35 protein-coding genes are annotated in these 20983 nt (G+C 68.9%); 1 reads left to right on the plus strand and 34 read right to left on the minus strand.

Annotated features, from left to right (window positions below; genetic code table 11):
* Positions 1-14 precede the first annotated feature (14 nt).
* Complete coding sequence (locus ACGFRF_RS38375) at positions 15-770, plus strand: hypothetical protein (RefSeq protein ID WP_393748198.1); 756 nt, start codon at positions 15-17, stop codon at positions 768-770.
* Between the two features lie 92 nt (positions 771-862).
* Here ACGFRF_RS38375 and ACGFRF_RS38380 read toward each other — a convergent pair whose 3' ends face one another.
* The 34 genes from ACGFRF_RS38380 to ACGFRF_RS38545 form a co-directional block, all read right to left on the minus strand.
* Positions 863-1207: a DUF6233 domain-containing protein gene (locus ACGFRF_RS38380; RefSeq protein ID WP_393748200.1), complete on the minus strand. Its 345-nt coding sequence runs from the start codon at positions 1205-1207 to the stop codon at positions 863-865.
* 118 nt (positions 1208-1325) lie between these two features.
* A complete protein-coding gene (locus ACGFRF_RS38385; protein WP_393748202.1) occupies positions 1326-1961 on the minus strand; it encodes a nuclease-related domain-containing protein in 636 nt (211 codons plus the stop codon).
* Positions 1958-2449: a hypothetical protein gene (locus ACGFRF_RS38390; RefSeq protein ID WP_393748204.1), complete on the minus strand. Its 492-nt coding sequence runs from the start codon at positions 2447-2449 to the stop codon at positions 1958-1960. The genes ACGFRF_RS38385 and ACGFRF_RS38390 overlap by 4 nt, the downstream gene beginning before the upstream one ends.
* The gene (locus tag ACGFRF_RS38395; RefSeq protein WP_393748206.1) at positions 2449-2709 is read right to left on the minus strand and encodes a hypothetical protein; all 261 of its coding nucleotides are present in this window, start codon (positions 2707-2709) and stop codon (positions 2449-2451) included. Before ACGFRF_RS38395 ends, ACGFRF_RS38390 begins: the two co-directional genes overlap by 1 nt.
* 63 nt (positions 2710-2772) lie before the next feature.
* Positions 2773-3147: a helix-turn-helix transcriptional regulator gene (locus ACGFRF_RS38400; RefSeq protein WP_393748208.1), complete on the minus strand. Its 375-nt coding sequence runs from the start codon at positions 3145-3147 to the stop codon at positions 2773-2775.
* Positions 3144-4025 (minus strand): hypothetical protein, encoded by an 882-nt coding sequence (locus ACGFRF_RS38405; protein WP_393748210.1) that lies wholly within the window; start codon positions 4023-4025, stop codon positions 3144-3146. Before ACGFRF_RS38405 ends, ACGFRF_RS38400 begins: the two co-directional genes overlap by 4 nt.
* Positions 4026-4126: 101 nt before the next feature.
* Positions 4127-5155: a DNA-methyltransferase gene (locus tag ACGFRF_RS38410; protein WP_393748212.1), complete on the minus strand. Its 1029-nt coding sequence runs from the start codon at positions 5153-5155 to the stop codon at positions 4127-4129.
* Between the two features lie 32 nt (positions 5156-5187).
* Entirely contained in the window at positions 5188-5589 is a 402-nt protein-coding gene (locus ACGFRF_RS38415; protein ID WP_393748214.1) for a hypothetical protein, read from the minus strand.
* 42 nt (positions 5590-5631) lie between these two features.
* Positions 5632-6003, minus strand: a complete 372-nt coding sequence (locus tag ACGFRF_RS38420; protein ID WP_393748216.1) for a hypothetical protein — start codon at positions 6001-6003, stop codon at positions 5632-5634.
* A 154-nt stretch (positions 6004-6157) separates the two neighbouring features.
* Positions 6158-6346 (minus strand): hypothetical protein, encoded by a 189-nt coding sequence (locus ACGFRF_RS38425; RefSeq protein WP_393748218.1) that lies wholly within the window; start codon positions 6344-6346, stop codon positions 6158-6160.
* A gap of 149 nt (positions 6347-6495) precedes the next feature.
* Positions 6496-6993 carry a single-stranded DNA-binding protein gene (ssb, locus tag ACGFRF_RS38430; protein ID WP_393748220.1) on the minus strand — a complete coding sequence of 166 codons (498 nt, stop codon included), beginning with the start codon at positions 6991-6993 and terminating at the stop codon, positions 6496-6498.
* A 45-nt stretch (positions 6994-7038) separates the two neighbouring features.
* On the minus strand, positions 7039-7605 hold the full coding sequence (locus ACGFRF_RS38435; RefSeq protein ID WP_393748222.1) for a hypothetical protein: 567 nt from the start codon (positions 7603-7605) through the stop codon (positions 7039-7041).
* Positions 7602-8261, minus strand: a complete 660-nt coding sequence (locus tag ACGFRF_RS38440) for a WhiB family transcriptional regulator (protein ID WP_393748224.1) — start codon at positions 8259-8261, stop codon at positions 7602-7604. The genes ACGFRF_RS38435 and ACGFRF_RS38440 overlap by 4 nt, the downstream gene beginning before the upstream one ends.
* Complete coding sequence (locus tag ACGFRF_RS38445; protein ID WP_393748226.1) at positions 8258-8773, minus strand: RusA family crossover junction endodeoxyribonuclease; 516 nt, start codon at positions 8771-8773, stop codon at positions 8258-8260. The genes ACGFRF_RS38440 and ACGFRF_RS38445 overlap by 4 nt, the downstream gene beginning before the upstream one ends.
* Positions 8770-8982: a hypothetical protein gene (locus ACGFRF_RS38450; protein ID WP_393748228.1), complete on the minus strand. Its 213-nt coding sequence runs from the start codon at positions 8980-8982 to the stop codon at positions 8770-8772. The genes ACGFRF_RS38445 and ACGFRF_RS38450 overlap by 4 nt, the downstream gene beginning before the upstream one ends.
* Positions 8979-9203, minus strand: a complete 225-nt coding sequence (locus tag ACGFRF_RS38455) for a hypothetical protein (protein ID WP_393748230.1) — start codon at positions 9201-9203, stop codon at positions 8979-8981. The genes ACGFRF_RS38450 and ACGFRF_RS38455 overlap by 4 nt, the downstream gene beginning before the upstream one ends.
* On the minus strand, positions 9196-9378 hold the full coding sequence (locus ACGFRF_RS38460) for a hypothetical protein (protein ID WP_393748232.1): 183 nt from the start codon (positions 9376-9378) through the stop codon (positions 9196-9198). The genes ACGFRF_RS38455 and ACGFRF_RS38460 overlap by 8 nt, the downstream gene beginning before the upstream one ends.
* A gap of 110 nt (positions 9379-9488) precedes the next feature.
* On the minus strand, positions 9489-9704 hold the full coding sequence (locus tag ACGFRF_RS38465) for a hypothetical protein (RefSeq protein WP_393748234.1): 216 nt from the start codon (positions 9702-9704) through the stop codon (positions 9489-9491).
* A complete protein-coding gene (locus ACGFRF_RS38470; protein ID WP_393748236.1) occupies positions 9704-10339 on the minus strand; it encodes a hypothetical protein in 636 nt (211 codons plus the stop codon). The genes ACGFRF_RS38465 and ACGFRF_RS38470 overlap by 1 nt, the downstream gene beginning before the upstream one ends.
* 114 nt (positions 10340-10453) lie before the next feature.
* Complete coding sequence (locus ACGFRF_RS38475) at positions 10454-11011, minus strand: hypothetical protein (RefSeq protein WP_393748238.1); 558 nt, start codon at positions 11009-11011, stop codon at positions 10454-10456.
* The gene (locus tag ACGFRF_RS38480; RefSeq protein WP_393748239.1) at positions 11011-11238 is read right to left on the minus strand and encodes a hypothetical protein; all 228 of its coding nucleotides are present in this window, start codon (positions 11236-11238) and stop codon (positions 11011-11013) included. The genes ACGFRF_RS38475 and ACGFRF_RS38480 overlap by 1 nt, the downstream gene beginning before the upstream one ends.
* Before the next feature lie 16 nt (positions 11239-11254).
* Entirely contained in the window at positions 11255-11920 is a 666-nt protein-coding gene (locus ACGFRF_RS38485) for a hypothetical protein (protein WP_393748241.1), read from the minus strand.
* 74 nt (positions 11921-11994) lie between these two features.
* On the minus strand, positions 11995-12318 hold the full coding sequence (locus ACGFRF_RS38490) for a hypothetical protein (protein ID WP_393748243.1): 324 nt from the start codon (positions 12316-12318) through the stop codon (positions 11995-11997).
* Positions 12319-12526: 208 nt separating this feature from the next.
* Positions 12527-12769, minus strand: coding sequence for a hypothetical protein (locus tag ACGFRF_RS38495; RefSeq protein ID WP_393748245.1), 243 nt, complete (start codon positions 12767-12769; stop codon positions 12527-12529).
* Between the two features lie 132 nt (positions 12770-12901).
* Positions 12902-13471 (minus strand): hypothetical protein, encoded by a 570-nt coding sequence (locus ACGFRF_RS38500; RefSeq protein WP_393748247.1) that lies wholly within the window; start codon positions 13469-13471, stop codon positions 12902-12904.
* A 227-nt stretch (positions 13472-13698) separates the two neighbouring features.
* Entirely contained in the window at positions 13699-13959 is a 261-nt protein-coding gene (locus ACGFRF_RS38505; RefSeq protein ID WP_393748249.1) for a hypothetical protein, read from the minus strand.
* An 844-nt stretch (positions 13960-14803) separates the two neighbouring features.
* Positions 14804-15820, minus strand: coding sequence for a ParB/RepB/Spo0J family partition protein (locus ACGFRF_RS38510; RefSeq protein WP_393748251.1), 1017 nt, complete (start codon positions 15818-15820; stop codon positions 14804-14806).
* Between the two features lie 86 nt (positions 15821-15906).
* Positions 15907-17187, minus strand: a complete 1281-nt coding sequence (locus ACGFRF_RS38515; RefSeq protein ID WP_393748253.1) for a ParA family protein — start codon at positions 17185-17187, stop codon at positions 15907-15909.
* A 157-nt stretch (positions 17188-17344) separates the two neighbouring features.
* Positions 17345-17560: a hypothetical protein gene (locus ACGFRF_RS38520; protein WP_393748255.1), complete on the minus strand. Its 216-nt coding sequence runs from the start codon at positions 17558-17560 to the stop codon at positions 17345-17347.
* Complete coding sequence (locus ACGFRF_RS38525) at positions 17560-17745, minus strand: hypothetical protein (protein ID WP_393748257.1); 186 nt, start codon at positions 17743-17745, stop codon at positions 17560-17562. The genes ACGFRF_RS38520 and ACGFRF_RS38525 overlap by 1 nt, the downstream gene beginning before the upstream one ends.
* Positions 17746-17814: 69 nt before the next feature.
* The gene (locus tag ACGFRF_RS38530; RefSeq protein WP_393748259.1) at positions 17815-18216 is read right to left on the minus strand and encodes a hypothetical protein; all 402 of its coding nucleotides are present in this window, start codon (positions 18214-18216) and stop codon (positions 17815-17817) included.
* A gap of 188 nt (positions 18217-18404) precedes the next feature.
* Positions 18405-19178: a DciA family protein gene (locus ACGFRF_RS38535; protein WP_393748261.1), complete on the minus strand. Its 774-nt coding sequence runs from the start codon at positions 19176-19178 to the stop codon at positions 18405-18407.
* Positions 19175-19507 carry a hypothetical protein gene (locus ACGFRF_RS38540; RefSeq protein WP_393748263.1) on the minus strand — a complete coding sequence of 111 codons (333 nt, stop codon included), beginning with the start codon at positions 19505-19507 and terminating at the stop codon, positions 19175-19177. The genes ACGFRF_RS38535 and ACGFRF_RS38540 overlap by 4 nt, the downstream gene beginning before the upstream one ends.
* Positions 19508-19518: 11 nt before the next feature.
* Positions 19519-20983 (minus strand): winged helix-turn-helix domain-containing protein (locus tag ACGFRF_RS38545; RefSeq protein ID WP_393748265.1); only part of this gene is annotated, 1465 nt, incomplete at its 5' end.

Raw genomic sequence — 20983 nt, forward strand, 5'->3', positions numbered from 1 at the left:
CCAGACTGAAGGGCATGCCCACGCCCAAACCCGCACGAACCCGCCGCACCCTCGCCGCCCTGATCGCGGCCGCGCTCACCGTCCTCGCGCTGCTCCTCGCCTCCGCCACCGACGCCCGAGCCGCCACCACCCCCCTCTACAAGGGCACCGGGTGGAAAGCCGAAACCGCCCAGGGCATCTACAGCCTCTCCCCCGACCCGTACACAATCGTCTTCGCCAACAGCACCGCGCGGACGAAGCTGACCAAGTACTTCACCGGGCCGGCAGCCCAGGTCACCACCAGCATCGGCGTGAAGATCACCGTGTCCACGACGATCGACACCACCACCGCAACCTGCCCGTCCCGGCACCGCATCGTCGTCCACTACACCTACCGGCCCATGGGCACCAAGGGTATGAGCCAAGCCCGGCCCTGCTACGCCATAGCCGACGGCTCCGCGTGGGGCGGCCACCTCTACATGGACAGCGAGTACTGGACCTCGAGCACCTGGTTCTCCTCGAACGCCACCACGAACGAGGCCCGCCGCAAGGACGCGGTCTCGCACGAGCTGGGTCACATCCTTGGCCTCGACCACCCCAACACCGACCTCGACCGGGACGGCGTGGTGGAGAACGGCGAATGCGTCCGCAACTCGGCCGGCCTGCGCCCGCTGCTCTGCAGCCCGAACCGTGGGAACCCGCCCTCTACGGCTGGCGGGAAGTTCACCACCGAGTTCGACCTGCGCGGCCTGCGGCAGATGCTCGCCAACTACTACCTCCGGCAGCCCTGACCACGATCCGGGGGCCGCTGTCAGGGCTGCGTGCCACACTGAACTCGTCCGCTCCGCCACGCATCCCCCGTCGTGGCGGAGCGGTCGTGCGCTCACCCCTCGAGGATTCCCAGCTCGGTGTCCGGCCGGCAGAACGTGCACGCGGCCACCCCGCCCGCGAGCGCGCGCCGCGCCGTGTTCGAGTCGACGCCCTTCGACCGCTTCCCCGCCATCGTGCAGTCCCCCGTGTGCACGGCGTTCGGAATCGCGTCCCGGTTCAGCCCGTACTCGATCAACCAGTCCGGCGCCCGCTCCTCCGTGGCGGCCGCCACCCGGGCCTGCTGCGCCTCCCGCTCCCGCAGGCGGGCCATCTTCGCGTCGATCCGCTCCACCCACATCACATGCCAGGTACGCAGCACCTCGAGGCGCTCCAGGTCAGGCGGCAGATCATCGAACATTACGACCGATTCTATGGGCATGAAAAAACAGCCCGCCACCTGGGGAGATCCCCCAAGCAGCGGGCTATGTCGTGACCACGCTCAGGGCGCCCCCTCCGTGCCCGGCCAACGCTACGCCTCACCCCAGATACGGCGGAAGAACCACACGCGCCCTCCGCGCCAGCGCAGCCGCTGCCACCCAATTCCTAGGCCAGTCGTTGCCCAGCAGCACCTCCACCAGACGGCCCGCGGGCACCACCGGCACGCCCTGCACCATGAAGCCGCCGTCGGCGACAGAAGCGTTATGCACGGCGATCACCGGCTGCACCGGCACCCCCAACGCCTGACCCACCAGACCCGTCTCGTACAAGACGCTACGCACGGACTGACTACGGTCTGCCTGCTTCCGGCCGGCCTGCCCATGCCACAACGTCCCGCCCGCGGCATGCACCGGATACCGAACGGACCACAGCTTCGAGTCGACCAGGAACGGGCGCGCACCCGGCGAGATCAGTACATGGTCGGCGTTCGCCCTGCGGGCGCCGGGTATCGCCCGGTCATGTAACACGGTCCAGCCCGCCGCCTCGAGGGGACGTAACAGCTGCGCGGTGCGCTGCTCACCGACCGCGCCGGCGTCACAGGCAGCCGCACGGGCGTCCGCCCGCCGCGCGGCCGGGCTCAGCCCCAGGACGGCCAGGACACGCCGCCACAGGCCCCGCCGGGCCGCCTCACGCTGCTCCTGGCCCCACTGGGACGCCGACCCACCCGCGGTCACCGGCCGTTCTCCCGCCACCAGCGCAGGCCGTCGATCTCGGCCTCGAGGTCCGGGTCTTCCGCGTTGAGGTGAGCGCTGTAGCGGGCAACGGCGTCAGCAGCGTGCTCCCGCTCCGGGGTGGTCATGTTCTTCGTCAGCCAGCGCCAGTCGCCGTGGAGCCACACGGAATGCCAGGCCGCGTCCCCGGGGAGCGGCTGGCCCTCGGTGATGGAGTCGATGACGGCCAGCGTGTCGCGGGCCTGCGCCACAGCCTGGACGCGAACGGAGTCGGAGATGGTCATCTCACAGAGACGACGAACCCCCGCAACCGCAGCCTGAGCGGTCACCGCCTCCGCCTGGGAGCGTGCGGCGCGCGCATTGGCCCGGGCGGAGACCGCCCGCTCGGTGAGCAGCTGTGCCTCCATCTCGGCCCGTTCGGCATCGGCGGTGTGGGCGTGCTGCTGCGCCATCCTGAGATAAGCCTGGGTCCGGCGGAGTTCGTCAGCCATCAGGCCGCCTTCCGGGTTGTGGGACGGGGTCGGGGTCGGGCGTGGGTACGGCGGACGGTGCGCTGCCGGCGGTGACGCCAGCCACGCAGGACTTGCTCGGTGAGGTCGGATATCCAGCCCACCAGGGCGACGAGGAGGATGGCCAGCCACCACGGCATGTCCGTCCGGCCAGTCACCGCCCACCAGAGCAGGCCGAGACCGATACCGAAGCCGATGTACAGGACAGTGGAGAGGAGAGCGGGAAGGTATTTGCGGATCACGAGGTGCTCCCGGTTGATCGGTCTTACCCGCCGACGGCGGTGTCTAAGATGTCCGTTTCTGTGTCAGACTGCGGCGGCCTTACGAGCAGCACGCCGACCCCGCCGATACGCACGCTCACCCTCCGGGCAGCCCAACTCACACGCCCACGGGTCCTCACCACGCCGCTGATGAGCAACGAACCCCGCATGGTCACCGTGCCGACGCCGCGGCTCCAGCACCCCATCCCTGCACGCCAGAAACACGGCATGAGTGATGTTGTGCGCACCCAACCTGACCAGAACCTCCGACACCAGGTAGCTGACGCTGCTTTCCTGGATGCTGAGCTTGCTGGCCATCTGCCGTTGCGTCAGGCCCTCGGCGGCCAGTTGCAGCGTGCGGAGCTGCCGATCGGTGAGCGGGTCACCGAAGGACCCGATACGCCGGGACGGCGTGGTCACTCTCCACCCCCCAGACGCGGCTCCGTGTCGGGCTGCCCGGACCGCGCCACGGCGGCGTCGGCACCGATGCCGAGGATGTGCACCGGGTCCATCGGCGGGAGCTTCGCGGGGTGGCCGGGGCAGTGCACCGGGTCCATGCCGGGCTGCGGTTCCCAGTCGTGCTGGGTGTGGGGCTGCCGGGTCCTGGCCCAGTTGCACGGGAGCGTGGCCCTGCCGTCCTGTGTCGGGTCCTGCTGCGCCGCTTCGGCCTCCTTGAGGACGTCCTCCAGGAGGAAGCCGACGTGCGCGTACATGCCCGGGATCGCGGCCCGGATCGTGGCGACGGCGGCAGCATGGGACTGCGCCCGGTATTCCGTGTCGGTCAGGCCGAGGTCCGCGGCCTTCTCGGCGGTGGACTTTCGGGGCTGATGCGCCTCGCCAGCCAGACGACGCAGCAGCGGCACGACCTCGCAGTGGCAGCCGTCCTCCCACGCGGGCTCGACACAGCCGTGGTCGGGGCACCGCTCGACCAGGTGCTCGGCGAGCACGGCGGTCTGCTGGTCGGGCGCGGGCGGCACGGCGTCCAGGACCGCATCGGTCACCGCGTCCTGCGGGCGGGTCTCGCCCAGGCCCTGCCGCCACGACTCGAAGACGCGGTCGACGGCCTCGGCGATCCGCTCCCGCAGCGTGTCCCGGTCGGTGGCGGGCGCCGGGCCGGCAGACGAGTGGGTGCGGGCCACATGGGCGGCGACGGCGGCGATGTTCCGGGGGTCGTCAATGGTGACGACCCCACACTCGTCGGTGCCGCAGTGCTCCCACACGGCGGCGGCAATGGCTTCCATCAGCGGGTCGCCGTCGATCCAGCCGGCTGAAGCGGCGGTCGGGTCGGTGTCGGTCACGGTCACTCCAGATGTCTGGTGCGGGCGGTCGGTCGTGGTGTGGGAGGCTGGGGCCGGCCTGGGCGCGGTAACGACGCGCCCAGGCCTTGCCGTGGGTGGGGTCACGCGGCGCCGTTGAAGTCGAGAACGCCCTGCGCGAACCGCTGCTTGGCGAGGTCGTGGTAGGCCGGGTTGAGGTCGATGCCGATGTACTTCCGGCCGAGCTGGCGAGCCGCAGCGCCGGTCGTACCCGAGCCGGAGAACGGGTCCAGGACGGTGCCGGCGGGCTTGCAGCCAGCCTTGATGCAGCGCAGCGGCAGGTCGATCGGGAACACCGCGAAGTGCGCGGCCGGGTAGGGCCTCGTCGGTATCGACCAGACGTCGCCCGGGTTCCGGCCGAGGGGGTGGCCGTCGACTCCGGGCTCGTCGCGCTGCGAGGTTGAGTACGTCTGCGAGGGAAGTACCGCATCGGGTCGCCGCGCCTTGCGGCCTGAGGGCCTGCGCTGCGGGCGCATCGCGTGCGGCTCACGGATGGGGTCCAGGTTGAACGCGTACCGCTCCGACTTGACGAACAGGAACAGGTGCTCGTAGCGGTTGGAAAGCCGGTCGGTGACGGATGCCGGCATGGCGTTCGTCTTGTGCCACACAATCTTGTTGCGAAGGATCCAGCCGTCATCCTGAAGGGCCATGGCGACCCGCTCCGGGATCATCAGCAAGTTCTTCGAAGGCATGCCGGTCACGGCCCGGCGGGCGGCCGCCACTTCGGCGCCGTCGCGGCGGCGAGACGGACGGCCCTTCTCCTGCTTCCGCTGCCCACCGGTTCCCTCGCCGTGCCAGCGCTCGTTGAAGCCAGTGTTCAGCGCTCCCTGACCGCTGCTGTAGGAGTCGCCGAGGTTGAGCCACAGCGTCCCGTCATCGGCCAGCACACGGCGGCCCTCGGCGAACAGGGCGCGCATGGTCTCGACGTACTCGGCCGGCGTGGCCTCCAGCCCGTACTGGCCTTCGGTGCCGTAGTCGCGGAGCCCGTAGTACGGCGGCGAGGTGACGATGCAGTCGACGGAGCCAGCGGCCAGGGTACGCATCTGTTCCAGGGCGTCGCCGAGGAGCAGGGTCACCTGTTCGTCGCGGTAGTACGGCTGCCGGTCGGTCATGGTGCTGCTCCTGGTGGTTGGTGTGGGTGCGGTCACGGCCGGGCGGCGGGCACGGCGTCGTCGGCGTAGCTGATGCCGGGGCACCAGACGCCGGGCCGGTCGGCCCACTCGTGCGGGTCGTGGTAGTCGTCGTGGCCGCACGGGTGGGTGCCGGGCTCGGGGTCGCTCGTCACGGACATGGCGTCGACGGTGGCCGGGGCGCCGAGTTCGCGGAGCTTGGTCTCCTGTCGTCCGGCGAGCCGCGCGGTGGCGTCCAGGCGGGCGTTCGCGGTGGCGAGTTCGGCGCGGAGGCGGCGGATCTCGGCGGCCATGGCGGCAGCGGCGTCGGCAGCCGGGTGCGCGGAGCAGCAGGCGAACCCGAGGTCGGGGTGCTGCTGGTAGGCGGCGATCACCGTGTCGGCGGCGTCGAGGTCGAGCTGCGGGTCGTGTGGCATTCGGGTCTCCAGGGGTGTGAGGGCGGACAGTCAGGCGGGCGGCTACTTGCTCCAGCCGATGAGGCGGAAGGTGGCGCCCCGCTCTTCCAGGTCGGCCTTCGACTCGGCCATCTCGTCGGCCCACACGAGGCGGAGGATCGCGTCGGAGGCGGGGGTGGTGCGGTACTCGGCGTAGAGCAGGCCCTCGTCGTCCACGTAGACCGCGTCGTGGTCGTCGGTGGGGCGTTCGACGGCGGGCGCGATCCCGGCAGCAATGGCGGCGCGGAGCCAGGCGGCGGCCTCGCCGAGCATGATGCGCTGCGCTCCCTTGGACAGGCCCGCCCACTGCGGGACGGCGCCGTTCGTGTTGTCGTGCGTCACCTGCTGGCGGGCTTTGGCGAGCTGGCGGATGCGGGGGTCGGGCGTGCTGTTCATGCGGTGTCCTTCGGGTGTTGGGTTGCGATGGGCGGGGCTCAGGCGGCGGGTATAGGAACTGCCCCACCCCGCAGGGGGTCCGGAGTGGGGCAGTGGGAGCGGCGCTGGGGGTACGCGGCCGGCGGTCCCCGCGAGGGGGCGAAGGGGACCGCGGTCAGGAAGCCGGGTCGGTGAGGATCCGGTAGTCGCCGGGGTGGTAGCCGAAGTCGGCCCACTGGGCGGCTTCCTGGACGGCGAGGGCTTCGAGTTCGGTGCGGGCCTGCGCTTCGGTGTCGGGGGTGACGGTGCGGAGTCCGCCGGGGACGGAGTAGCCGTTGGGTTCGATGAGGCGCAGGGTCGGCATGGGAGTCCCCCAGGAGATGGGTTGGGTGGGGCTTGAATACCTATAGCTTACCCCCCAATGCATGACATCGCAATGCGTTGACCGGGAGGGACGTCAATGCGAAAGGGGCCCAACCCGAAGGCCAGACCCCTCACACCCACCCGGACAACTCAGAACGGCGCTTCGTCACCCCACGCGCCCGCCTGACCGCCCCCCGCCGACCCGTTGGCCCACGGATCGTCCGCCGGCGCGCTGGACGCCCCCTGACGCACCGCCTGACGCGCCTCCTGCCGGCCCTGACCCGAACCGCCACTGGCCTTCGTCACCTTTGCCGTCGCCGACCGCAGGGACGGGCCGATCGAGTCCAGGAGCAGCTCCGGCCGCGACCGCTTCTCCCCGTCCTTCTCCCAGCTGTCCGTCTTCATCCGCCCGGACACTACGACCTCGAGGCCGCGGGACAGGGTCTCAGCGATGTTCTCAGCGGCCGGCCCGAACGCCTTTCCGTCCACGAAGAATGAAGCGTCGTCCTTCCACTCACCCGACTGCGGGTCCTTCTTCCTTGAGTTGAACGCCAGGCGCACCGTAACAACGGCTCCACCGGAAGCGCCGTAGCGCAGTTGGGGGTCGTCCATCAGCCGGGCGGTTCCGTTCAGTGTCGGCAGGCTCACGCCACCGCTCCCTTCTCTAGTTCGATACCTTCAAGACGGGCCAGGTCAAGCCACGTCAGACACGGCGACCAGCGGCCGCTGTGGAACCGGTTCACCAGCGTCCCGGGCCCGCTTTTTAATCCGCTCCCACGACCTCTGTACCGTGTCGACCTCCATACCGAGGCGCTGCGCCACCAGCTGGTAGGACAAGCCACGCCGCAAGCCAACCTCGATCGCCAGACGGCGTTCCTCCCGGTTCAACGGCAGACCCTCACCCTCCGCAGACAGGGTCCGGTTCACCGCGACCACGTCCACTCCGGCCGTCTTCCGACGCAGCGCCGGCGCAAGGTCCCGAACCGTCTTCTCCGACCTCGTCGTCCGCGACGGAGGCAGCCTGTCCCCGTACTCATCGAACGTCACCCAGGCCAGCGCCTCCTTCAGCGGCCGGTCCGGGTCAGCGACCGCGGCCAGGACAACCGCGAGGGCCTCCAACTCGTGCCGGGTCAGGCCTGCCAGGCGGGTCTTGACGTCGTCGGCGGAGCCCTCGTGGACGTCCACAACCAAGCCGGCAGCCTCTGGCATCAGCGCCTCCACCATGTCGCCGCGCTGCTCCGCAGTCAGGGACTCGCTCATGCCACCTTCACCCCATCCACGGTCTTCGCTGCCTTGTTCCACTCCTTCTGCGCCTGCTCGATCTGCCAGTGCGACACCCCCACAAACGCCGCTATGTCCTGCAGACTCAGCCGCATCTCCCGCAGCCGGGACACCGTCTCCTGGTGCTCGTCTCGGACCTGCTCCCACATCAGCCGCTTGTCGCCCGGGCTCTTCGGCCGCAGCAGACTGCCCTTCGCGCCGATCCACCACAGCGCCACCCGGACCGTCACCGGCGCCGCGATCACACCGTGCCTGCGCAGCTCCTCAGCCACGGTCTGGGCCGGCCAGCTCTTCCACTCGTGCATGAACCGGGCGTACGCCGGCGACGCCAGCTTGCGGGCCTGCTCCAGGTTCGGCCGGTTGCCAAGCAGCACCTCCACGCGCAGGGCACGCCGCTGCAGGTGAGTGAGCCCACCGACTACGCCCCACACCATGTACGAGGAGTCCTCGAACGCAATTCCGTCGGTGAGGCAGCGGATACGGACAGGGCAGCCGCGGCAGATTTTCTGTACCTGCTCCTGGTCCCGGGACTGCTCAGAGAAGATCGTTTCGGTGTCGACGCCCTGGCAGGCAGCGAAGTCTCGCCAGTTCCAGGGCGCGGCGGGCGTTGTGCCGAGGCGTGTGGTGGCGGTCATGCGAGGGCTCCGGTGAGGGTGTACAGGCGGATGATGGCGCCGGGCTGGGTGAGGGCTTCGGGGTGTTCTCCGGGGTAGACCTTGCGGCTGCGGGATTCGATGACGCGGCCGTCGTCCTCCCACGCCTTGGCTGTGCTGATGGCGTCGAAGGTGGAGCGGACGAGCTTGTCGATGTCCGGGCTGACGGCGGGGTAGGTGCGGCGTCGTTTGGGGGCGCTGGCCGGCTTGGGCATGGTGAAGGTGACGTCGGCGCGGACGGGGCCGGTGAGGGGGTGGGCGTCGCCGCGGAGGATGGCGGTGGTGATGGCGTCGGTGACCTTTTCTCGCCAGGGCTTGACCTTCTTGGAGGATTCCCGCATGAGGGGGATGGCTTTGCCGGTCTTGCGGCTGCGTCCCCATCCGACGGGGGTCTTGCTGCCTTGGGGGCCGGGGAGGCCGTGGACGGCGATGGTGAGGCGGGGTTCGGTCTCCCATTCGTAGGCCTGGGGGAGGGTGGGGGCGGTGATGCTCACGTGGTGGGCTCCTTGGTTCGGTGGTGGCCGCTGCGGAGGTGGGTGGCGTGTCCGGGGCGGTGGCCGAGGTGGTAGGCGGCGCAGAACGGGCATTGGTAGGCGCGCATGCGGTTGCCGGTGTGGCGGCGTATCTGGTTGGCGCGTTGTTTGGCTGCTTTGCGGGTGTGGAACGGGGTTTTGCCGGTGCAGGTGGCTTCCTCTTCGGTCACCGGGGCTCCGTGCGTGGTGTGGGTTCGGGGAGTCCGAGGGCTTGGGCGAGGTGCCGGCGGGCGGTGTCGTCGTAGGCGTCGTTGTGGATCCAGGTGGCGACGATGGCGATGCGGGCTCGGGCGAGGGCGAGGTCGTCTTGGAGGCTGGTGACGAGTGCTGCGTGCTGGGTGCAGAGCTGCTGGGCGAGCGTGTCGACGTAGGCCTGGTCGGCGTCAGCCATCCAACTCACCTCGGAGCTGGCGCAGTTCTTCCTCCAGCTCGGCGACGCGGGCCTCAGCCTTCTGCCGTGCTTCGTGTGGGGTGAGGGCGTCGCCGAGAGCGGGGCCGGGTTCGAGGCCAGCGGACGTGGGTGATGCGGCCCACTCATCGGTGGTGACGGGCTTGAGGTTGTTCACGGGTTCCTTCGTGGGATGGTGGTGGTGGATCCCCGTCGGCTGGACCCCGGCGGGGATTCTGTTTGGGGCGCCGCTCCCGCCAGCCGGTGGTCATCTGGTGGGGCGGCGGGTCAGAGGTGCACGCCGGGGATGCGCGCCATGTCGTGGACGAAGTCGTCGATGCGGCAGATGAGCCGGCCGTCGTCGAGGCGCATCCAGCCGCTGTCGATCACGGTGTTGATGCCTTCGTTGTCCGTGGTGAAGTGGAGGACGATGCCGTCCATGTCGTGGGGGCTGCCGCAGATGTCGCATTCGACGATCACGACGGTCGCTGTGCGCGTGGCCATTAGGCGTCCCCTCCGAAGTCGGCGGTGATGACGGGGATGGGTTGGGTGTCGGCGGCCGCGGTGTGTGCGCGGGTGAGGGCGTCGCCGAGGGCGCGCGGCCGGGTCGGTATGGGGACTGGGATCGACTCGGTGGTGGGCTCTCCGGGGAGCTGCTTGGCGAGGGTGGGGCCGGTGTGGATGCCGAGTTCGGTCAGTTCATCCCGGGTGAGGCGGGGGATGTGGGTGAGGCTGGCGTGGGTTTCGGTGCACCGGTCGGCGTGGACGCGGGCGGCGGCCGCGGTGGAGGGGGTGTCGAGGCGGTAGATGTGGGTGGCGCCCATGGGGCAGGTGGCCTGCCAGGTGAGGGTGCGGGTGGGCAGGTCGTAGTGGAGGAGGCTGCGCGCGCCGTTGTCGTCGGTGAGGGGGCGGGTGATCTGGCCGTCGCGGTGGTCGCGCCAGTCGCGGATGTGCGGGGTGGTGATGCCGACCATGCGGGCGGAGACGATGGCGTAGCCCTGGCCGTCGGTCATGAAGTCGCGGGGCCGCTTGGGGAGGGGCGGGGTGGTCTTCTTAGCGGCGGGCCGGCGGGTGGGGGTCTTCTTCGCCGGGTTCTTCCGGGCGGGCGTGGTCTTCTTCGCGGTGCGGGTGGTGGTCATGTCCGGCCTCCGTCCTGTGCTGGGTTCTGGTGGTGCTCCGTTGGTGGTGGGGGGTGTGGGTGAGGAGTGCGAGGGTGGTGAGGCCGATGGCGAGGGCGATGCCGTCAGGCCAGGTCACCTCTGCGCCGGCGCCTGGGTGGGCTTATCCAGTGCGGCCACAGACGGGCAGGGCCACTCGTAGCGGTCCGGGTTCCAGTCGGGCCCGTCGCCGTCCTCGTTCTCGCAGTTGCCGCAGACGTAGCCGAGGAAGCCCTTGTCGCAGAGGGAGCGGCCGTCCTCGTCGCTCTCGGCGTGCTGGTCGTCGTAGTCCTCGGCGTTCGGGTCGCAGCCGCAGAAGTCGGCGAGCTTGTAGACCTCGATGCGGGAGTGTTCGAAGCGGATGATCAGTTCGGGGTGGTTCCGCTCGGCGTAGAAGCGGATGCGGTCGGCGAACTGCCTGGCGGTCTCGTTCTCGAACGGGCTCAGGTTCAGGGCCTGCCAGGCGACGGCCTCGGCCGCCTGGATCCGCCGGGACGCCATCTTGGCGCCGATCCTGTTCAGTTCGTCGGCGAGACCGGTCGGGCGCAGCAGTTCGTACTCCGCTGGCGGGACCATGACGTAGTTCGTCATCTCCTGCTTGATGTCTGCCAGCTCGGCCTGCGCCCTGGCGAGGTCCTCGGTCAGGTTCGTCATCAGCTCTGCTCCTTCTCCATAAGAGCGGCGTTGACCTGGATGGCGTGGAGGTAGCCGTCGATGAGGCCCTGGGCGTAGAGGGGGTCGTACTGGTCGGCCATGGAGGCGCGGGCGTGGACGCGGTGGGAGGGGAGGTGGGTGATGGCGGCGAGTTCGCCGTCGGTGTAGCCGTCGTTGTAGGAGTCGGCGGAGCCGGTGGGGGTGGTCTCGGGGGTCATGAGGCTCATGGGGGTGGCCTTTCAGTCAGAGGGAGGCTTCGTAGGCGGACACGACGACATCGGTGACGCGGTCCTGGCCGTCGCAGTCGGGGCAGGGCTTGCTGGTGTTCCGGTAGAAGCGGTGTCCCAGGTCGTGACCTTGCTTGCGGCGCGGGCTGAGTTCCGCGTAGGGGATCTCTTCGCCGTCGACCATCAGCGTTCCGTGGCCATGGCAGGTCGTGCAGAGCCCGTAGGCGTCGGTGAAGCCGGGCCGGGCGCCGGATGTCTGGGTGGTGAGGGTGTTGGCGGCGCGAAGGATGCGGCCGATGACTTCGCTGGTGGTGGGCGGCCGCTTCGGGGCGACTGGGGAAGCGGTGCGGACCCAGTTGGAGACGTGGGAGATGTAGTTCGGGACGAAGAAGCCGGGGGCCAGTTCCTCCTCGTCGACCGTGGAGTCCAGGGCGTCGGAGATGGCGCGGATCGCGGCTATGGCGCCCGGGCTGGACTCGATCAGGCGGATCGATGCCAGCTCGTCGGTGAAGAACTCGGCGGGGACGCGGAGGGGGCCGTGCCATTCAGCAACGAGGAAGGCGTGGGCGCAGATGTCGAGACGGTCGATGTCGCCGCGTTCGCCGAACTGTTCGCCGCGGTGGAGGCCCTCGATGTTGATGACGGCGGCCATGTCTTGGAGGACGTTCTGGGTGGGGCGCATGGCGGTTCTCCCGGGGGTTGGCGTCCCGGCCGCGCAGTGTGGTGGTCATGCGTGGCCGGGAAGTCTGTGGTGGGTCAGGCGGTTTCGCGGTGGCGGTCGGCGCAGGTGGGGCACTGGTGGCGGCCGAGGTTGAAGCCGGCCGACTGCTCGATGACGTGGGCGTCCGGGTCGGCCGGGTCGAAGACGGTGCCGCAGTAGCAGGAGCAGCCGCACTTGCGGACCTCGGCGCCGTAGGGGATGTCGAGGCCGGCGAGTGAGGCGGCGGCGAGCATCAGGGCGGTGAACTCGCCGTTGTCGGCGGTGTTGTCGGCGCGGTCCATGACATGGTCGAAGCGGTCCTGGGCGGCCGGGGTGAGGCTGCTGTAGTCGGCTTCGAGGCGTGCGCGGGCATGCGTCATCAGCGTCACGGTGGCTCCAGGGGGTGCGGATGGGGTCAATCAGCCCTGGTTGGGGGGCTGTTGCCTTATCGGTGACACCACCGTACCGCTCAACGCATTGCGATGCAATGCATTCGTTGGGATGCCTTGGGTTCGGGCATGAAAAAGGCCCCTGCTCCCCCTGTTTTCCTAAGGGGACGGGGCCGTGCTGACCGGGACCGACGCGGCGTCAGGAGCGACCTGGCACCGGGTACCTGCGGGTGTACGCCTCCAGCAGATCGCTGTAGTCGACGACCACCTTGCGGCCGCGCCGCTCGATCCGGAGGCCGTCCTGACGCGCCCAGCGGAGGATGGTGTCGTCGGATATGCGGATGTTCGCTTCACGGAACATGAGCACGGCCTCCTTGAGGGACACGGGGTCCTCGATGGCCGGCGTGCCGCAGGTGTCGGGGCTGAGGGTGGTGATGGCCATGTGGCCTCCCGGAATCGGACGGCCACAGTTCGCAGCTACGGCGGCCGATGACGGGTGGTGATCCTGGTGGTCCGTTTGTGTTGGTGGTGTGAAGATGCCGGTTGGTGCTAGTTACGACTCGTGTACCCCCGATCAGGTTGCACGTTCCTGTCGAAGATTTTTGCGAGTCTGGATGTGCTCGTAGGCGAGGCGGGCGAGGTCGTACTGCCGGTGGGTTCCCCCGTTCCGGCGGGCACAGTGCCGGTTCACGCAGAGGGCGACGCCGAGGTGTTCCTGCCAGTGCAGTCCGGGGGCTCCGCAGTCGGGGCAGCGGTGCGGGCGGATGACGGAGTAGTCGCCGGCGGCGATGGCGTGTTCGAGGCGGTGCCGGTACTCCAGGGTGTCGCGGCGTTGCTGGACATCCTCGGGGGCGTTCTCGGTGTGCTGGTGCGCCCAGGCGTACACCTCGTGGACGTGGTCCGGGAGCGGGCCGGCGTCGGGGTTGGCGGCCCGGGTGTGGTCGATGACCTCGCGAACGGAGGCCTGGATGTGGTCGACGATGCCGGCGTTGAAGGGCAGGCCGGGGGTGACCGTGGTGGGTCGGGGTTCGGAGCTGATGTACGAGTGGCCGTCGGGTCCGTTGACGGGATGCTCACGGAAGTAGGCGTGGAGCTGGGCGAGTCTCGAGGCCGCGCCGTCGGTGTTGCTGTCCGTGGTGCCCATGGGTGTGGTCCCCGTCCCCTAGGCGGCCCCCTGGGGCGCGGGACGTCCTTACTCACGGTGCAAGGGGCGCGCGCCGGAGGCCGGATGTTGTCACTCCGGGTATTCCGGACGCCCCATGATGGCATGCAAGTGGCTGGAGTTGAACGCTTTGTGAGAGATGATCAACAGACAGTTGTAGAGATTGGTCTGTCGTACCGGGGGGCAAGTTGCACGAACCCCCGGCATATTCAGACAAGTCGCGGTGCCTCCCGCATCCCCCTTATGACCGTCACCAGTTCGTCCAGCTGCTCACTGGTGATCAGGCCGGTTGCGTGGGATCCCTCGAGGGCCCGTTGCCAGATGTCGAGCGTCTTCAGGAAGGCGGCTGCGGTGCGCGGGTCGGTGAGGGACTGGTTGATGGAGTTGAAGGATGTCTCGATGTCATCCGCGAACAGCTCCAGGGCGCTCGGCTCGTGAGGGTCGGGGTTGTGCCGGGGTGAGGTCCCCATGCTCTTCCACCGTCCCTGGGCCGCTGCGTGGGCGCCGCCGCGGCGGCGCTTGGTGATATCGATTACGGCCCCAACAGCTCCCGTGTTCAACGTGCGGGTGCGGGTGGGGTCGGCCGGCTCTGCTGCGGACATGCAGGGCTCCGCTCCTCCGGCAGTGGGAAGGGTCCTCGAAACGCTCCCCGCTGGTCGGGCGGGGAGCCCTCCCTTGGTACAGCTGCCAGTCCATACCGTGGGATTGCCACTGTGGCATCAATTTGTGCCGGTGGGGGATATCGGGTTCGGTTTTAATGCCACCGTGACCGGTTTCAGTCACGCAGATGGCTCGAACGATTACCCGGTGTGAAAAGTTGACGTTGCTGGATTACTTCCCTGCCGCACCGGGATGGTGTCGCCGACGGCATCGGGGTTCGCGTCAGGGCGGATACCTCGTGGGCGGCTTGTGGGCGTACCCGTCTCTTGAGACGTGAGTCTAAAGCCGGAACTCCGCAACGCCTAGAGCCTGTTCCCCGGTCCTGGTCAGAGCCCTGGCGGGGTGTCCCGTGCTGTGCGTGGCCGCTGCGGGGAGAGGCGGGGCGCCTGGAGGGCTGCGAACCTCGCAGACGCCCCTGGGTAACCCCTTCCCCGGCCGGGCGTCCGACCACCGAAAGGGAACCGGCACTTCCACCACAGCAGGCGGGCATATGCATGTGAACCCATCAGTGGCGCGATCACCCGAACGAGCGACTGAGAAACCCCGGCAACCCGCCCCAATCCTGACTCAAAGTCAGTATTGCTGGTGAACACAGAAAAGCGGCCCTGCCACCCCACCACCATGAGCGAGGAAACTGGGCCGCTGAGGATCGCGCTAACTGGCCGTAGACGGCATCCCGAGGAGAGAGCGGACGATCGACTCGAGCCGACTGGGATCCATCTCCAGGGCCTTCGCGTTGAGGAGCCGCACCAGTTCGAAGAAGTCGTCGGTGGTCGTCTTCTGCACGAGGTACATCGCAGCCGACCCCGGACTGTCGTACGGGAAGGGCGATGGCTTCGACAGACGGCTGGCGCGCATCGCTTCACTGGTGGTCTGTTGCCGCGGTTCGGGGATGGACTCCGCCGGATCCTCTCGTGCGGGCGCACCCTTCAACTCCACCGTGGACACCGGGCGGGCCGGCTGTTCAGCTGCCTCCGGGATTATCACGCCGTGATAATCCGCTGGGCCGGCCGACACCTCCACGATCGGCCGGGCCTTCGCCTGAGCCTTCTTGCGGGCGACCTCCGCTCGCTCGTCCGCTTTCGCCTTCTGCTCCTCAGGCGACAGCTTCCCGAGGTTGCGGACGTGCTCGACACGCCGCTCACCGGTCATGAGGTCCTTCTGCAACTCCGGGGTGAGCTTCAGCAGGGACAGCTTGCTGGCGAGCGTGGACTGGGCGATACCGAGGCGCTTGGACGCCTTGGTCTGCGAGCCGTAGTACTCCACGAGCTGCTGCAAGGCGTGGGCTTCCTCCAGGTCGGTCATGTCATCGCGGTGGTAGTTCGCGATGAACGCGGCCTCGAGGAGGGTCTCGTCGGTGGCGACGCGGGCGTTGTCGACACGGACGGGGATGACTGCCAGGCCGACGCGGCGGGAGGCCTCGAGACGGCGGTGGCCGTCGACCACGACGTACTGGGCGCCGTCGTCGAGGTCGTTGGCGCGGTCGGGTCGATCACGGAGGTAGGCGTCGACGGTGGCCACCACGATCGGCAGGATGATGCCGACCTCACGGACGGTCTCTACGGTCTCATCGAGGTTACGCAGGTGGTTACGCGGGTTGTCTGGGTTGTCGCTGATGAGGGTGACTGGCAGTTCGGTGACCGTGGAGAGGTCCGTGCTGTCGCCGCTCATGGCGTTTTTGAAGGCGTCTCGCCGGGAGCTGCGCACTGTACCGGCCTTGCTGAACGCAGCGCTTCGGCTCAGCTGATCGGCTTTGCTCACTGGCTGACCCCCAGAGCGATCAGACGCATGATGTTCGCCTGAGCGCTGCTCGGCGCGTAGGACAACAGCGGCTGCTGCAAGCGAACCGCCTCCCGCTGTTCCTTGAGGTCTCCGATGACGGCGAGGACACGCTGCTCTTCCATGCCCTGCCAGCTCTCCAGGGAGGACGTTGCGACGTACCCGCGGCGGGCGTCGTACTGATTCACCACGAGACCGAGATAGTCGATCTCGAGGCCGAGGTCCTTGCAGAGTTCCTCGATCTGTTCAGCCAGGATGTTGAACGCGATGGCGGAGGAGTCTTCGGCGAGGACGGGGACGACGACGCCGGACTGGCCGGGCTTTTCGTTGCGGCGGCGCCGGCCGTAGTAGAGGGCAGCGTCCATGGCGAGGCCGAGGCTTGGCGGGCAGTCGATGATGATGATGTCGTAGTCGTCCTCGAGCGGCTTAAGGGCACGTTCGAGAGCGTGCTCCTTCTGGAAGCCGCGGGTATTGGCTGCGGCCAGGGTGATTTCCATGTCCAGGAGGAAGCCGTCGAAGCATGCCGGTAGGACATGTAGGCGCCCGGCGTAGCGCGGATCGTCTACCGCGACCACATGGTCGCGGATATCACGTTCGCCCTTTCCGACCATGTGTGTGACGAGGCTGTCCGCACCGCGGGGGATCCATTCGATGCCTAGCTGGCTGGTGAGGTGGCCCTGCGGGTCGTAGTCGACGACCAGTACTCGTTGGCTTCCTACGCACGCGGCGCTGACCTGCTCGAGAAGTTCGGTTCGGGTCTTCCCGATGCGCTGCAGATCGTTGTAGGCGAGCGTTTCGATGTACCGGCGGAGCGCTGCGGCGCCGGTTTCCTGGTCTTCGGCAAACGACTCTGAGATGCCGAGGGACACCGATGTCTTGCCGACGCCGCCCTTCTGGTTGCAGGAGATGATGCGCCTCGGTTCCCGGGAGGGCGCGGAGTTCGGGGAGGGGTGGTCATCCAGCCAGTTCCGAATCGACTGGGCCAGGCCCTGGATGATGGAGACGCCGCGGTCGTTGCAGGTGTCCCGGAAGTCGTTGAAGAGGCCGGGCGGAAGCCAGGTGGAGAAGGACCTGGCGCCGGCGGTGTCGATTTCCTTGTTGGGGCGGTCGCTGGTGCGCCAGTTGGTGACGGCTGCCTCGACGGCGTCCTGGATGTCCAGGCCCAGTTCGGCGGCGCGGACCTTGAGTGCTTGTTGGAGGGCCGAGGGCAGCTTGGACGCCACCTTTTCCCGGTCTCCGTCGGGGTATGGAGAGGCCATGGCGTCACCTTACTGACCTCTGTGGTTGGAGTGGCACCCGGTGTGCGGTTCTTGATGGGGTTTCACCCTCGCGGGTGCCTGGATTATCACGCCGTGATATTCGGGAGCCGGTGATGGCGGCGCCCGGGCAGGGGCCGTGATTATCACGCCGTGATAATCACGCGCCCTCACCATCGTCTGCGTCGTCCGGGTCGGCGTAGGCCTGCCCGTCCTCGTACACCGGCTCTCGGAACAGGTCGCCGTGGAGGACGGTGACCGGGGGCCGCGGGTAGTGATGTGCCGGCTTCGGCCTCGCGTGCCGGATGGTTGCTGCGACCTGGGCGCCGATCTCCCTCGCGGACGCTGCCGCGGTTACGTTCACGGTGATGGGCATCAGCAGCTCCCGGCGGTGATGAGGGCGGGCACGACGGTCGCCGCAGGCTGCTGGGCGGGGCAGGTCTGCAGGGTGGCCATGCAGATGCGGCCGCGGATCCAGTCGTCCAGGAAGGCCTGTTCCTGGTCTTCTTCGGCGGCGTGCCAGGCGTCGGGGTAGCGGCTGGCGGTGGTGGGCTGCGGCATGGCGGCTCCGATCCGTGCGTGGTGATCGGCGACCACGTTGCACCACATCCGCTGCGGTGTTCCCTCCGCTCAGTCGTCTGTCTGCTGCCCTACCGAGAGGTCGTCGACCGTCTGCCAGAGGGCGAGGTCCCATGACTCGGGTGTGACGTTGTTGGCGGTGAGGGCACGGCGGTGCGCCTGGATCGCTGCGAAGAGTCGACGGGTCGTATCCCTGTCTGACGTCCACACCGAGTCCGGTAGGACGTCCTCTACTTGCTGAATTCGGTTCTCCAGCATGTCGAGGAAGTTCCGGCGGCGGCGCCCTGCCTGGGTGCTGGGGTCGTTCTTCAGTCGGGCGACCGCGGCTTGCTTGCGGGTGAGGACGGAGTGGGTGAGCTGGATCAGTCGGGGATCCAGGTAGAGGTCCCAGAGGTCGTCCTTGCCGCTGGAGAGGGTCTCGCAGACGAGCTGGGCGTAGGCGCGGCGGGGCATGGACAGCAGGTCGTCCGCGGAGGGCTGTGGGGGGTCAGCGGGTTGGGGCTCTGCGGGTCCGTGCAGTGGTGGGATTGGGTGGCGCTTCTCTTTGGGCAGGACGGCGTTCAGTCGGCGCAGCATAGCGATGCGCGCTTTGCGCTGCTCAAGCGTTTCGGTGGACGGTGTGTCGGTCACGGGGTGTCCTCTCAGGCGACGTCGAACGCGCGGCGGGGTTCGGTGAGGCCGGCCTGCTCCTGCCGCTTACGGGCGAGTGCGGCTCGGCGGACGGCGTCGCTGCGGTCGACCTCGCGCGGGGTGATCTGGTCCAGGTCGGCCGCCGGCTCGGGGATTCGGTTCGCGCGGGCGGCGGCTTCCTGCCGGGCCATGGCTTCGAGGGTGTAGGGGTCGGTGGGCTGGTGGGGTCGCCGGTGAGTGAGGGCCGCCTGGAGGGTGGCCCGGTATCCGGGTGAGGCGGTCTCGCGGGTCTTCACTGGTCCCTGCGGCTCCGACGTCTGGGGTGTGGCTGGTTCCGACGTGGATGCGGTGACGTTGCCGACGGGCAGGACACGGATGCTGCGGACTGTGGAGCGGCCGAGCTTGTCGTTGATCTGCTTGGCGAGCTGGCCGCCGAGGAGTCGGAGTTGGGCGGCGTAGGCGTGGGTGCCGGGCCGGAGATCGAGGCGGCCGGTCTGTTCGTCGTAGCCGGTGGGTTCGACGCGGCCGACGAGGTGCGGGCACAGCTCGGGCCACTGGTCGAGGAGGGTGCCACCGGCGACGCCGGCCTCAAGGGGAAGGTCTGCGCCGAGTCCGGTGATGGCGGCAGCCAGGCTGATGGGGTCGCGTCCGTCACCGCGGCGGGTGCTCGGCTTGCGGCGGGGCTTGGCCGGGGTGTTGGTGGGTGCTGTGCGGGCGGTGGCTTTGTAGGCGGCGAGGGCCTGCCGGGCGAGGTCCTTCCCGGACAGCTGCGGGGTCTTAGTCACGGTTGGTCTCCCTGCACTCGGTCGTCTCGGTGGTAGCCGTCGTGGCCGTGGGGCCGGGTGCAGACCTGGATGTCGCCGCCCCATCCAGGGGCGTGGGCGACTCGGCAGGCGTGACCGGGTACGTCTGCGACGGCGGCTTCGATGCGGGCGCAGGGCGTGCAGACGTCCTCCACGTCGCCGTCGACGGGGTTGAGCTGGTCGCGGGTGCAGTACGTGAAGCACAGGCAGCACATGACCCGGCCGTCGGTGAGCCTGTCCAGGCGGGTGTAGCTGCCGCCGGCGGCGAGGGGCACAGTGAGGAAGTCGGCGGGTTGGGAGGTGTCGGGCACGGCGGGTCTCCTCAGAAGGCGGGGGTGAGGGTGCGCTGGGCGTTGAGGGCCTGGTCGACGAGCCAGTTGGTGTACAGGCGGCGTGCGTCCCGTTCGCTCATGCCGGTCGCGAGCGCGTTGTAGATGATCGTGAAGTCCTGGGCGGCCTCGGCACGGCTGGCCAGGACTAGTGCGCGGTCCAGGTCCTCGAGGTCGACCGGCTCGGGCGCGGTCTCTACGGGGATTTCAAAGCAGTCGGCGTCGTCCACGGGGCCGGCGGCGATCTCCCGGGTGCGGCGGAACGCTTCGCGGACGAGGGATTGCACGCTGACCCGGGTGGGGGTGCGGTCGGCGCCGAGGCCGCTGTAGGCGGCGTCATCGTGGCGGGCCTGCTCGGCGGCACGGGACTCCTGCCACGCCTCCACCAGGACCTTGCGACGCTCGGGGGTGGTGTACAGCAGGTGGCAGGACGCGAGCCGGTAGGCCAGCAGCCCGGACGGGCGGCGGGCGTCATCCGCGCCGACGGGCAACTGCTCGGCGACGGCCTGGACCTCGAGGGCAGTCCATCCGGCATCAGCAACGTGGCGGACGATCCACGCGAGCCGGGGGATGGAGGCGCGGTTGAGCCAGGGCACCATCTGCTTCAGCTCACGGGCCAGCTGGTAGCGGCGACCAACCTGGTTGAGCTTCCGCGGTCCGCGGTTGGATGACTTCGGGGTGGGGGACTTGCCTTCCCCGCTTGCGAGCTTGCTCTCAGAGGGAGAGTGAGTACCAGCAGTAGAAGAAGTGCCGGAAGTACCACCCTGCATTGGGGTGCAACGCCCTCGTCCCGAAACACCGGTGCGGCGGCGGGGGCGGCGGGTCTTCCGGGCGGCCTTCTTCGCCAGCTTCCCCAGCAGGGTCCGGGACTCCTCGGCGGCGCCGACGGGACGCCGTTGCACCCCTTCTCCGATCGTGCGGATACCGAGGGCCTCGTCGAAGGCGACGGGGATGACACGCTCGAACACGGAAGCTTGGTTGCCGCCACCGCGGACACGGGTGCCCTTGCTGCGGTACACCAGCAGCCCGGCCTCGCGGAGCATGCCGAGGTGGTACTGGACGGTGCGCTCGGCAACTTTCAGCTTCCGGGCGAGGTAGTCGACGCTGGGCCGGCACTCCGTGAGGGCGGCGATCTCCTGGGCGATGGCGATGGTGGTGGGTCCCCATTTGGGGCCGTGGGCGCGGCTGGGGGTGTACAGGCCCTTCTTGGCGCAGTCGGTGACCCAGTGGACGGCGGTCATCCAGGAGTGGGCGCAGGTGGTGATGCGGCCGGTCGTGGCGTGCAGCCATTGGGCGGCTGCGATCACCCGGAGCCGTACGCCACGACCGTCGTGGCCTGCACTGTAATCGGTCGTGTGTTCGGTTTTGGTGGTGGGGGTGGGTGTGTCGAGGGTCTGCTGGGGGCACTGGGTGTCGCCCGTGCGGGGGGAGATTCCTCGCGAAACGGGCGCGACGGAA

Source organism: Streptomyces sp. NPDC048521 (genome assembly GCF_043199855.1).
In the GTDB taxonomy this organism is placed as follows: domain Bacteria; phylum Actinomycetota; class Actinomycetes; order Streptomycetales; family Streptomycetaceae; genus Streptomyces.

Excerpts from the sequence above, each read along its gene's own strand:
- ACGFRF_RS38375 (WP_393748198.1), top strand. The coding sequence starts at position 15 with ATGCCCACGCCCAAACCCGCACGAACCCGCCGCACCCTCGCCGCCCTG.
- ACGFRF_RS38380 (WP_393748200.1), bottom strand. The coding sequence starts at position 1,207 with ATGTTCGATGATCTGCCGCCTGACCTGGAGCGCCTCGAGGTGCTGCGT.
- ACGFRF_RS38390 (WP_393748204.1), bottom strand. The coding sequence starts at position 2,449 with ATGGCTGACGAACTCCGCCGGACCCAGGCTTATCTCAGGATGGCGCAG.
- ACGFRF_RS38410 (WP_393748212.1), bottom strand. The coding sequence starts at position 5,155 with ATGACCGACCGGCAGCCGTACTACCGCGACGAACAGGTGACCCTGCTC.
- ACGFRF_RS38415 (WP_393748214.1), bottom strand. The coding sequence starts at position 5,589 with ATGCCACACGACCCGCAGCTCGACCTCGACGCCGCCGACACGGTGATC.
- ACGFRF_RS38420 (WP_393748216.1), bottom strand. The coding sequence starts at position 6,003 with ATGAACAGCACGCCCGACCCCCGCATCCGCCAGCTCGCCAAAGCCCGC.
- ACGFRF_RS38425 (WP_393748218.1), bottom strand. The coding sequence starts at position 6,346 with ATGCCGACCCTGCGCCTCATCGAACCCAACGGCTACTCCGTCCCCGGC.
- ACGFRF_RS38435 (WP_393748222.1), bottom strand. The coding sequence starts at position 7,605 with ATGAGCGAGTCCCTGACTGCGGAGCAGCGCGGCGACATGGTGGAGGCG.
- ACGFRF_RS38440 (WP_393748224.1), bottom strand. The coding sequence starts at position 8,261 with ATGACCGCCACCACACGCCTCGGCACAACGCCCGCCGCGCCCTGGAAC.
- ACGFRF_RS38455 (WP_393748230.1), bottom strand. The coding sequence starts at position 9,203 with ATGGCTGACGCCGACCAGGCCTACGTCGACACGCTCGCCCAGCAGCTC.
- ACGFRF_RS38465 (WP_393748234.1), bottom strand. The coding sequence starts at position 9,704 with ATGGCCACGCGCACAGCGACCGTCGTGATCGTCGAATGCGACATCTGC.
- ACGFRF_RS38470 (WP_393748236.1), bottom strand. The coding sequence starts at position 10,339 with ATGACCACCACCCGCACCGCGAAGAAGACCACGCCCGCCCGGAAGAAC.
- ACGFRF_RS38475 (WP_393748238.1), bottom strand. The coding sequence starts at position 11,011 with ATGACGAACCTGACCGAGGACCTCGCCAGGGCGCAGGCCGAGCTGGCA.
- ACGFRF_RS38480 (WP_393748239.1), bottom strand. The coding sequence starts at position 11,238 with ATGAGCCTCATGACCCCCGAGACCACCCCCACCGGCTCCGCCGACTCC.
- ACGFRF_RS38485 (WP_393748241.1), bottom strand. The coding sequence starts at position 11,920 with ATGCGCCCCACCCAGAACGTCCTCCAAGACATGGCCGCCGTCATCAAC.
- ACGFRF_RS38490 (WP_393748243.1), bottom strand. The coding sequence starts at position 12,318 with ATGACGCATGCCCGCGCACGCCTCGAAGCCGACTACAGCAGCCTCACC.
- ACGFRF_RS38495 (WP_393748245.1), bottom strand. The coding sequence starts at position 12,769 with ATGGCCATCACCACCCTCAGCCCCGACACCTGCGGCACGCCGGCCATC.
- ACGFRF_RS38500 (WP_393748247.1), bottom strand. The coding sequence starts at position 13,471 with ATGGGCACCACGGACAGCAACACCGACGGCGCGGCCTCGAGACTCGCC.
- ACGFRF_RS38505 (WP_393748249.1), bottom strand. The coding sequence starts at position 13,959 with ATGGGGACCTCACCCCGGCACAACCCCGACCCTCACGAGCCGAGCGCC.
- ACGFRF_RS38510 (WP_393748251.1), bottom strand. The coding sequence starts at position 15,820 with ATGAGCGGCGACAGCACGGACCTCTCCACGGTCACCGAACTGCCAGTC.
- ACGFRF_RS38515 (WP_393748253.1), bottom strand. The coding sequence starts at position 17,187 with ATGGCCTCTCCATACCCCGACGGAGACCGGGAAAAGGTGGCGTCCAAG.
- ACGFRF_RS38520 (WP_393748255.1), bottom strand. The coding sequence starts at position 17,560 with ATGCCCATCACCGTGAACGTAACCGCGGCAGCGTCCGCGAGGGAGATC.
- ACGFRF_RS38525 (WP_393748257.1), bottom strand. The coding sequence starts at position 17,745 with ATGCCGCAGCCCACCACCGCCAGCCGCTACCCCGACGCCTGGCACGCC.
- ACGFRF_RS38530 (WP_393748259.1), bottom strand. The coding sequence starts at position 18,216 with ATGCCCCGCCGCGCCTACGCCCAGCTCGTCTGCGAGACCCTCTCCAGC.